9 protein-coding genes and 1 pseudogene are annotated in these 9,443 nt (G+C 71.3%); 1 reads left to right on the top strand and 9 read right to left on the bottom strand.

Features of this window, described 5'->3' with window-relative positions:
* A partial coding sequence (locus VKG64_07765; GenBank protein HKB24939.1) for a UvrD-helicase domain-containing protein occupies positions 1-279 on the bottom strand: 279 nt, incomplete at its 3' end.
* On the opposite strand from VKG64_07765, the gene VKG64_07770 reads away from it, so the two are divergent.
* A complete protein-coding gene (locus tag VKG64_07770) occupies positions 266-775 on the top strand; it encodes an O-acetyl-ADP-ribose deacetylase (protein ID HKB24940.1) in 510 nt (169 codons plus the stop codon). The two genes, VKG64_07765 and VKG64_07770, sit on opposite strands and share 14 nt — an antisense overlap.
* 175 nt (positions 776-950) lie before the next feature.
* Here the strand turns inward: VKG64_07770 and VKG64_07775 are convergent.
* The 8 genes and pseudogenes from VKG64_07775 to VKG64_07810 form a co-directional block, all read right to left on the bottom strand.
* Positions 951-1,162: pseudogene (locus tag VKG64_07775) on the bottom strand (type II toxin-antitoxin system HicA family toxin).
* Positions 1,159-1,365 (bottom strand): type II toxin-antitoxin system HicB family antitoxin, encoded by a 207-nt coding sequence (locus VKG64_07780; GenBank protein HKB24941.1) that lies wholly within the window; start codon positions 1,363-1,365, stop codon positions 1,159-1,161. The pseudogene VKG64_07775 and the gene VKG64_07780 overlap by 4 nt, the downstream one beginning before the upstream one ends.
* A 20-nt stretch (positions 1,366-1,385) precedes the next feature.
* Positions 1,386-3,224 carry a glutamine--fructose-6-phosphate transaminase (isomerizing) gene (gene glmS / locus VKG64_07785; protein HKB24942.1) on the bottom strand — a complete coding sequence of 613 codons (1,839 nt, stop codon included), beginning with the start codon at positions 3,222-3,224 and terminating at the stop codon, positions 1,386-1,388.
* A 5-nt stretch (positions 3,225-3,229) separates the two neighbouring features.
* Positions 3,230-4,612: a bifunctional UDP-N-acetylglucosamine diphosphorylase/glucosamine-1-phosphate N-acetyltransferase GlmU gene (gene glmU, locus VKG64_07790; GenBank protein ID HKB24943.1), complete on the bottom strand. Its 1,383-nt coding sequence runs from the start codon at positions 4,610-4,612 to the stop codon at positions 3,230-3,232.
* A 123-nt stretch (positions 4,613-4,735) separates the two neighbouring features.
* Positions 4,736-5,659 carry an RluA family pseudouridine synthase gene (locus tag VKG64_07795; GenBank protein HKB24944.1) on the bottom strand — a complete coding sequence of 308 codons (924 nt, stop codon included), beginning with the start codon at positions 5,657-5,659 and terminating at the stop codon, positions 4,736-4,738.
* A gap of 3 nt (positions 5,660-5,662) precedes the next feature.
* A complete protein-coding gene (lspA, locus tag VKG64_07800) occupies positions 5,663-6,154 on the bottom strand; it encodes a signal peptidase II (GenBank protein ID HKB24945.1) in 492 nt (163 codons plus the stop codon).
* Positions 6,151-8,988 (bottom strand): isoleucine--tRNA ligase, encoded by a 2,838-nt coding sequence (gene ileS / locus VKG64_07805; GenBank protein ID HKB24946.1) that lies wholly within the window; start codon positions 8,986-8,988, stop codon positions 6,151-6,153. Before ileS ends, lspA begins: the two co-directional genes overlap by 4 nt.
* Positions 8,989-9,005: 17 nt before the next feature.
* On the bottom strand, positions 9,006-9,443 hold a 438-nt coding region (locus VKG64_07810), incomplete at its 5' end, for a retropepsin-like aspartic protease (protein HKB24947.1).

Genomic DNA, 9,443 nt, shown 5'->3' on the forward strand with positions numbered 1-9,443 from the left:
GAGGAGGTCCTCGACCCGCCGGGCCATCTCCCCGGCCGCCTTGTTCGTGAAGGTGACGGCGAGGACCTGCCTCGGGTGCACGCCGCGGACGCCGAGGAGCCAGGCGATCCGGTGCGCGATGACGCGCGTCTTGCCGCTGCCCGCGCCCGCGAGCACCAGGAGCGGCCCGTCGCCCGCCGTCACCGCCTCGCGCTGCGGCGGGTTCAGATCGGAGAGGAGCGCCTCGCGGTCGAGCACCTTGCGATTGTACCGTATGCTCACGGCGATGAACGACCGCATCCGGCTGATTCTCGACGACATCACGGGGCTCGACGTGGACGCGATCGTCAACGCGGCGAACCGGAGCCTCCTCGGCGGCGGGGGCGTGGACGGCGCGATCCACCGCGCCGCCGGACCCGAGTTGCTCGCCGAGTGCCGGACGCTCGGCGGGTGCGAGACCGGCCAGGCGAAGCTGACGCGCGGCTACCGCCTGCCCGCCCGGTGGATCATCCACACCGTCGGCCCGATCTGGCACGGCGGCGAGGAGGGCGAGGACGCGCTGCTCGCGTCGTGCTACCGGTCGAGCCTCACGCTCGCGGCCGGGCGCGGCTTCGAGTCGGTCGCGTTCCCGGCGATCAGCTGCGGGATCTACGGCTACCCGATCCCGCGCGCGTGCGCCATCGCCGCGCGCGAGATCCAGGCGTTCCTCCGCGACAGCGTCTCCCCGCGGACGGTCTGGCTGGTCTGCTTCGAGCGGCGGGTCCACGCCGAGTACGCGAAGCTGCTCGGCGTCTGAGCGTCGGCGCCGGCCGACCGGTCCTTCAGCCGGAGGAACGGGCGCGCGACGAGGTGATACGACGCGAGGGTTTGCAGCATCGTGTGGTCGGGTTCCGACACGAGGCTGGGCGGGGCGCCCCGACGCGGCAAGCAGGCGAATCCCCGAGCGGGCGCGCGGCAAACTCCCTATGCCACTACAGATCCTCGGGTCGGAGGCCAGTACGCTTGCGATGCGAGCGAACATGCGCGGACCGATCTCCTCACCGTCGTGAAACGCGAACACGAAGTCGGCCCACCCTGGACGGGACAACACACGGTGAGAGCCGGTTTGTCGTTTGACGGTCCAGCCGACCCGCAGGAGAGCCGCGAGAATACGGCTCGCCCGCGTGCTGGGCCACCGACTCACGCGGCCGCGAACGAAATGCTCAGGAGATCGGGACCGGCTTCTCCGTGCTCCAAACGATCGGCGACCACACGCAGCGCGAGCGCCTGGACCTTCGCCTTGGCTTCCTCCCGAGTTCTCCCGTAAGCGAGCACGCCCGGGAGGTCGACCACTTCAGCGATCCAGCGGCCGTCCTCTTCTTGCTCTATCTCGATCAGAAGTGTCATCGGCTCCTCGCCACCCGATCTTACTCGACCGTGACCGACTTCGCGAGGTTCCTCGGCTGGTCCACGTCGCAGCCCAGGCGCACCCCGATGTGGTAGGCGAGGAGCTGGAGCGGGACGACGGTGAGGATCGGCGCCAGCAGCTCCGCGCAGGGCGGGACCTCGATGACGTGGCGGGCCTTCGCCGCGACCGTGCGGTCGCCGGCGTGGCAGACGGCGATCAGGCGCCCCTCGCGCGCGCGCACCTCCTCGATGTTCCCGAGCATCCGCTCGTACGAGGCGTCGCGCGGCACCAGCGCCACGACGGGGAGGTCGTCGGCGATGAGCGCGATCGGCCCGTGCTTCATCTCGCCCCCCGCGTAGCCCTCCGCGTGGATGTAGGAGATCTCCTTCAGCTTGAGCGCGCCCTCGAGGGCGATCGGGAACTGGAGCCCGCGCCCGAGATAGAGGAAGCCCTTCGCGTGCGCGAGCTCGCGCGCGAGCGCCGAGATCTGCGGATCGAGCTCGAGCGTCTTCTCGACGAGGCGCGGGATCTCGACGAGGTCGTGGATGCGCTTCCTCACGTCCTCCGCCGTGATCGCGCCCCGCTGGCGGCCGAGCCACAGGCCGAGGAGGTAGCCGGCGACGATCATCGTGGCGAACGCCTTGGTGGAGGCGACGCCGATCTCGGGTCCCGCGTGCATGTAGAGCACGCCCGTCGCCTCGCGCGCCAGGGCGGAGCCGACGACGTTCGTGACGGCGAGGATCGGGCAGCCCTTGAGCCGCGCCGCCTTCACCGCGCCGAGCGTGTCGGCCGTCTCGCCCGACTGGGAGACGGCGATCACGAGCGTCTCGGGGCCCACGATCGCGTCGCGGTAGCGGAACTCGGAGGCCAGGTCCGCCTCGGCCGGCAGGCCCGCCAGGCGCTCGATCATCGTGCGCGCGAGCATCGCCGCGTGGAAGGCCGTGCCGCACGCGACCAGCACGACGCGCTGGATCGCGCGCACGGCGTCGGGGTCGAGCCGCACGTCGGGGAGGACGATGCTGCCGGTCTCGGGGGCGATGCGGCCGCGGAAGGTGTCGGTGATCGCGCGCGGCTGCTCGTTGATCTCCTTGAGCATGAAGTGCCGATAGCCGCCCTTCTCCGCCATGATCGGGTCCCAGAGGATCTTGACCGGGTCGCGCTGGACGGGCTCGCCCTCGAGCGTCGAGAGCTCGACGCCGCCCGCCGTCACCACCGCCACCTCGTTGTCCTCGAGGATCACGACGTCGCGCGTGTGCGAGAGGATCGCCGGGATGTCGGAGGCGATGAACATCTCGCCGCGGCCGAGCCCGACGACCACGCTCCCCGCTCCCTGCTTCGCGGCGACGAGCCGGTCCGGCGCCGCCGCGGCGACGACGACGATCGCGTACGAGCCCCGGATCTCGGCGAGAGCCGCCTTCACCGCCCGGTCGAGGCGGCCGCTCGCCCGGAGGTGGTGCTCGATCAGGTGGGCCAGCACCTCGGTGTCCGTCTCGGACCGGAAGCGATGCCCCTCGGCGAGCAGGCGCTCCTTGATCTCGAGATAGTTCTCGAGGATCCCGTTGTGGACGACGACGAGCGCGCCCTCGCAGTCGGTGTGCGGGTGCGCGTTCTCCTCGGACGGCCGGCCGTGGGTGGCCCAGCGCGTGTGGCCGATGCCCGGCGAGCCCTGGACGGGCCGCTCGCGCAGGACGCCTTCGAGCGCCTTGAGCCGCCCGGCGGCGCGCCGGACCTCCAGCCGCCCGCCCTGCAGGACGGCGATGCCGGCCGAGTCGTAGCCGCGGTACTCGAGGCGCCGGAGCCCCTCGACGATGATCGCGGTCGCGCTCTTGTCACCGACGTAGCCGACGATCCCGCACACGGCGGCTAGTCCTTCGGCTTGGCGGCCTGCTTCTCGCGCCGGCGGGCCGCCCAGCCTTCCTTCACGACCAGCGGCGACCGCTCGACGACGAGCGCGTCGGCCGGGACATCCTTGGTGATCACGGAGCCCGCCGCGATGTACGCGCCCTCGCCGATGGTGAGCGGGGCGACGAGGCTCGAGTTGCTCCCCACGAACGCGCCGTCGCCGACGATGGTCTGATGCTTGGCGGCGCCGTCGTAGTTGACGAAGATGGTGCCGGCGCCGATGTTGACGTTGTCGCCGATGGTCGCATCGCCGAGGTAGCCGACGTGGTGCGCCTTCGTCCTCCGGCCGACCTTCGCCTTCTTGAGCTCGATGAAGTTGCCGATCTCCGCTCCCGCGCCGACGTGCGACTTCGGTCGCAGGTGGCAGAACGGTCCCATCACGGCGCCATCCTCGACGACCGATTCGGTCAGCACGCAGTACGGCTTGAGGATCACGCGGTCCCCGAGGCGGCTGCCGGTCACGTGACAGCCGGAGGCGATCACGCAGTCGCTCCCGATCGCGGTCGCGCCCTCGAGAACGACCTGGGGATAGATCGTCGTGTCGGGACCGATCGTGACGGTGTCCTCGACGTAGGTGCTCGTGGGGTCGAGGATCGTCACCCCGGCGTCCATGAGCCGGTCGAGGATCCGCCGGCGGTGGAGCGCCGCGACGGCGGCGAGCTGCTTCCGGTCGTTGATCCCGAGCGCCTCGACCGGGTCGGGCGCGGCGAGGGCCTCGAGGCGCCCGCCCGCCTTGGCGAGGATGCCCACGACGTCGGTCAGGTAGTACTCGCCCTGGTCGTTGTCGGGCTTGACCTCGGCGAGCGCCTTCCACAGGCGCTTGGCCTCGAAGCAGTAGACGCTCGTGTTGATCTCCGTGATCTTCTTCTGGTCGTCGGTTGCGTCGCGGTCCTCGACGACGCGCTTGACGCGCCCGCTCTGGCGGAGGATCCGCCCGTAGCCCTGCGGCCGGTCCACGACGGCCGTCAGCAGCGTCGCGACCGCGCCGGTCGCACGGTGATGGCGGACGAGGCGCTCGAGCGTCTCGCTAGAGAGGAGCGGCGTGTCACTGGGCAGCACGAGGATCGTCCCCTCGCCGCACGCCGGGCGCGCCTGCAAGACGGCGTGGCCGGTGCCGAGCCGCTCGCGCTGCTCGACGATCGCGACGCCCTCGCCCGCCACCGCGCGCACGCCGTCCGCGTTGGGCTCGACGACGAGGACGAGCCGGTCCGCGAGGGCGCGCGCCGTCCGAAGCGTGTAGCCGAGCAGCGGACGGCCGCAGAGCGGGTGGAGCACCTTGGGCTGCCGCGAGCGCATCCGCTTGCCCTCGCCCGCGGCGAGGATGACGACGCTGAGGTCCTTCATGGCGGTAACCTTCATTCTATCGCACCGGCCCGCAAAGCCCATGCCATGGCGCCGGCGGCCTGGATCCGCAGCTTTTCGCCGAGGACGCGCCAGCCGACTGTGGACAATCCGACGCGGCGAGGGTCACCGGCTGTCGCTCAAGTGAGACAGCAGTCGTTGCATCCGCGGCGGGAGGGGCGACGCGAACTTCAGGTGTTCGCCCGTGACGGGGTGAACGAACGCGAGCTCCACCGCGTGGAGGGCCAGCCCCGCGAAGGGCACCGGCAGCGGCCGCCGGCGCCGGCCGCCGTAGACGTCGTCCCCCGCGACGGGGTGGCCGAGGGACGCCATGTGGACGCGGATCTGATGGGTGCGCCCGGTCTCCAGGCTCGCCTCGACGAGCGTGAAGCCGGCGAAGCGCTCGAGGACGCGGTAGCGGGTGACCGCGCGCTTGCCGCGGCCGCCGGGGCGCACCGCCATCCTCACGCGGTCGTGCGGGTGGCGGCCGATCGGCGCGTCGACCACGCCCGCGACGGGTCCGACCCGGCCGTGCACGATCGCGCGGTACGTCCGGGTGACCGCGCGGCGCGCGAGCTGGGCGACGAGCGAATCGTACGCGGCGCGCGTCTTGGCGACGGCGAGGAGCCCCGAGGTGTCCTTGTCGAGCCGGTGCACGATCCCGGGCCGCCGCGGGCCGCCGACGCCGGCGATGCCCGGCGCATGGGCGAGCAGCGCCGCGGCGAGCGTCCCGCGCGCGTGGCCGGCGCCCGGATGGACGACGAGCCCCGCGGGCTTGTCGAGAACGAGCACGTCGGCGTCCTCGTGGACGATCGCCAGCGCGGCGGGCTCGGGCACGAGCGTCTCGGGCGGGAGCGGCGGGACCTCGACCTCGACCGTCTCCCCCGCACGGAGCCGGTGCGCGGGCTTCGCGGACGCGCCGTTCACGCGCACGTGACCGGCCGCGATCAGGCCCTGCGCGCGCGCGCGTGACAGGTCGGGAAAGCGGTCGGTGACGAAGCGATCGAGCCGTGTCCCGGCCGCCGCCGGCTCGACCCGGAGCGCGCTCACGCGTCAGGTCGCGCGCGCCGCCCGGTCGGTCATGAGCCGGAGCGCGAGCAGCGCCACGCCGACGGTGATCGCGGAGTCGGCGACGTTGAATGCCGGCCAGTGCCAGGCGCGGTAGTGGACGTCCACGAAGTCCACGACGGCGCCGAACCGCGCGCGGTCGATCAGGTTGCCCACCGCGCCGCCGAAGATCAGGCCGAGCGTCCCGTGGTCGATCGGCCGCCCGCCCGGCAGCACGTGCAGCGCCACGCGCACGAGCACGGCGAGCGCGGCGATGGAGAGGAGCGCGACGACCCAGCGCCAGCCCGGGGGCACGCCGGCGAGGAGCCCGAACGCGAGGCCGCGATTCAAGACGAGCGTGAGCGAGAGGATCCCGTCGATCAGCGGGACGGGCGCGCCCGGTGCGAGACGGTCGAGCGCCAGGAGCTTGGTGACCTGGTCCAGGACGAGCACGACGCTCGCGACGACCGCGACGTGCGTCGCGGCGATGCGCGTCATGAGCGCGACGAAGTCACCACAGGCACGCAGCGCTCGCAGAGGTCGGGGTGCTCGCGGCTCTCGCCGACCCGCTCGCTCCAGGTCCAGCAGCGCGCGCACTTCCGGCCCCGCGCCTTGTCCACGCCCACGACGAGCCCGGGGATCTCCTGGCTCTCGTAGCGGACGGCGGGCCGCGCCTGCGCCGCCTGCAGCTCCACCTGCGAGACGATGAAGAGCGTCGGCAGGAGCGCGCGCTTGGCTCGGAGGAGCCCGGGCAGGTCCTCGGGCGCCGACATCAGGAGGACGCGGGCCGCGAGCCCGCTCCCGATGAGCCCCTGCGCCCGCGCGGTCTCGAGCGCCTTCGCAACCTCGCGGCGCACCTCGAGAAGCCGGCTCCACTCGCCCGCGAGCCGGTCGTCGAGCCACTCGACGGGCTCCTCGGGGAAGCGCTCGAGGTGGACGCTCTCGCTCCGGCCGCCGGGCAGGTGGCGCCATGCCTCCTCGGCGGTGAACGTGAGGATCGGCGCCAGGAGTCGCGCGAGCGCGCCGAAGATGTCGTAGCACGCCGTCTGCGCCGCGCGCCGGCGCGGGTCGTCGGCCGCCGAGGTGTAGAGGCGGTCCTTGATGATGTCGAGGTACTGCGCCGAGAGGTCCACGGCACAGAAGTTGTGGACCGCGTGGAAGACCGTGTGGAACTCGTACTCCTCGTAGGCGTGGCGGACGCGCCCGATGAGCCGCCCGAGCCGGTCGAGGATCCAGCGATCGACCTCGTCCAAGCGCGCGTACGACTGGCGGTCGCGCGCGGCGTCGAAGTCACCCAGGTTGCCGAGCAGGAACCGGAAGGTGTTGCGGATCCGCCGGTACGCGTCGGCGAGCCGGTCCAGGATCTCGAAGGAGACCCGGATGTCCTGCGTATAATCCTCGGCGGCCACCCACAGGCGCAGGATCTCGGCGCCGTACTTCGGCAGGACGTCTTCGAGGCCGATGACGTTGCCGAGGGACTTGGACATCTTCCGGCCCTCGCCGTCGACGAAGAAGCCGTGCGTGATGACGCTCTTGTACGGCGGCGCGCCACGCGTGCCGACGGACTCGAGCAGCGAGGACTGGAACCAGCCGCGGTGCTGGTCCGATCCCTCGAGGTACATCTCCGCCGGCCAGCGGAGCTCGGGCCGCGTCTCGAGCACGGCCGCGTGGCTGCACCCGGAGTCGAACCAGACGTCCAGGATGTCCGTCTCCTTCCGGAACCGCTCGCCACCGCACGTCGCGCACCGCGTGCGGGCGGGCAGCAGGTCGCGCGCCTCGCGCGCGTACCACTCGTCCCCGCCCTGCCCCGCGCGGAAGATCGCGGCGACGTGCTCGACGATCCGCTCCTCGAGGAGCAGCGTCCCGCACCCCTCGCAGTAGAAGGCGACGATCGGCACGCCCCAGACACGCTGACGTGAGATGACCCACTCGGGACGGTGCGCGACCATGTTGAAGATTCGGTCCTGGCCCCACGGCGGGATCCACTGGACGTCACGCTTGATCGCGTCGAGGACGCGCGCGCGGAAGCCATGCTTGTCGAGCTCGATGAACCACTGCTCGGTCGCGCGGAAGAGCGTCGGGTTCTTGCAGCGCCAGCAGTGCGGGTACGTGTGGTCGAGCGGGCGCTCGGCGATGAGCATGCCGAGCGATCGGAGATGCTCGACGATCTTGGGATTCGCCTCCCAGACGGTGAGGCCCGCGAAGCGCTCCACGTCCGGGACGAAGCGACCGTCGTCGTCGACCGGGTTGTAGACCTTGAGGCCCAGCGACCGGCCGAGCTCGTAGTCCTCCTCGCCATGTCCCGGGGCGATGTGGACGAGCCCCGTGCCCGTGTCCATCGCGACGAAGTCCGCGGCGGCGATCTTGCCCTCGCGCGCGATCCAGGGGTGCCGGAACCCGTGCCCGACGAGCTTCTGCCCATCGAAAGACGTCAGGACGTCGTGTGTCGAGCTCTTGAACAGCCCGAGAAGGTCGGTCACGCGCGCCTGCGCGACCACATAGACCTCGCCCGCGACGGCGACCGCGATGTAGGTCTGTGTCGGATGAACCGCGATCGCGAGGTTGGCCGGCAGCGTCCAGGGCGTGGTCGTCCAGATCACCGCGAAGGCGGGACGGCCCGCGAGCTTCGTCGCGAGCTCTGCCGGCACCGAGGTCAGCGGGAACTTCACGTACACGGACGGCGTCCGCTGGTCCTCGTACTCGACCTCGGCCTGGGCGAGCGCCGTCTTGCAGTGCATGCACCAGTGGACCGGCTTCAGCCCCTTGTGGACGAGACCGCGGCCGACGAAGCGTCCGAACTCGCGCGCGATGATCGCCTGGTAGTCGGGCGCCATCGTGATGTAGGGGTGCTCCCAGTCGCCGAACACGCCGAGGCGCTTGAACTCGTTCCGCTGGATGTCGATGAAGCGCAGCGCGTACTCGCGGCACTTGCGCCGCTTCTCGACGGGGTCCATGGCTTGGCGCACGTCGGTCGTGGCCGTGTCGAGGCCGAGCTCCTTGTCCACCTGATGCTCGATCGGCAGCCCGTGACAGTCCCAGCCGGGGACGTAGACCGCGTTGAAGCCGAGCATCGAGCGCGACTTCACGACGAGGTCCTTGAGGACCTTGTTGAGCATGGTGCCCAGGTGGATGTTGCCGTTGGCGTAGGGCGGGCCGTCGTGGAGGATCCAGAGCGGCCGGTCGGCGGCGGCCTCGCGCAGGCGCTTGTAGATCCCGAACTGCTGCCACCACTCGAGCATCTTCGGCTCGGTCTGCTGCAGGTTGGCCTTCATCGGGAAGGCCGTTTTCGGCAGGTTCAGCGTGGCCTTGTAGTCCATGACCGAGAGGGTCATGGTATCACGCCCGCGATTTACTTCGGACTGAGGGTGACGATGCCTTCCTTGTTGTCGATCGAGACCTTGAACTGGTCGAGGAAGTCGCGCCCGAGGAGCCCGTCCACGCCGTCCTGCTCAATGTCGTGGGAGATCACGGCGAGCTTGCCGACCCTGGCCTGGCCGACCTCGACCGAGTCCACCTGGACGGTGCTGACGCTCGCGGTACCCGTCGCGCCCTTCATCTGCATCGCCTGGCCCGTGCTGAGCACGACGCCCGCCGCGACGAGCACGCGCGGGTTGATCACCGTCCGCTGCGCGCCGGTGTCGAGGAGCAGCCGGACCGACGTGCCGCCGTTCAGCCGCGCCTCCACGACGATCTCCCTGCCCGGCGCGAACTTGATCTCCGTGCCCCCGCCTGCTTTCTCGGGGGGGCCCGCGGCCCCCGGCCCGCCGACGGCGGGCGCTGGCGCCGC

It is taken from the genome of Candidatus Methylomirabilota bacterium (assembly GCA_035260325.1).
In the GTDB taxonomy this organism is placed as follows: Bacteria; Methylomirabilota; Methylomirabilia; order Rokubacteriales; family CSP1-6; genus AR19.

Coding starts and splice junctions, on each gene's coding strand:
- lspA (HKB24945.1), bottom strand. CDS start 6,154: ATGACGCGCATCGCCGCGACGCACGTCGCGGTCGTCGCGAGCGTCGTG.
- VKG64_07780 (HKB24941.1), bottom strand. CDS start 1,365: ATGACACTTCTGATCGAGATAGAGCAAGAAGAGGACGGCCGCTGGATC.
- ileS (HKB24946.1), bottom strand. CDS start 8,988: ATGACCCTCTCGGTCATGGACTACAAGGCCACGCTGAACCTGCCGAAA.
- glmU (HKB24943.1), bottom strand. CDS start 4,612: ATGAAGGACCTCAGCGTCGTCATCCTCGCCGCGGGCGAGGGCAAGCGG.
- VKG64_07770 (HKB24940.1), top strand. CDS start 266: ATGAACGACCGCATCCGGCTGATTCTCGACGACATCACGGGGCTCGAC.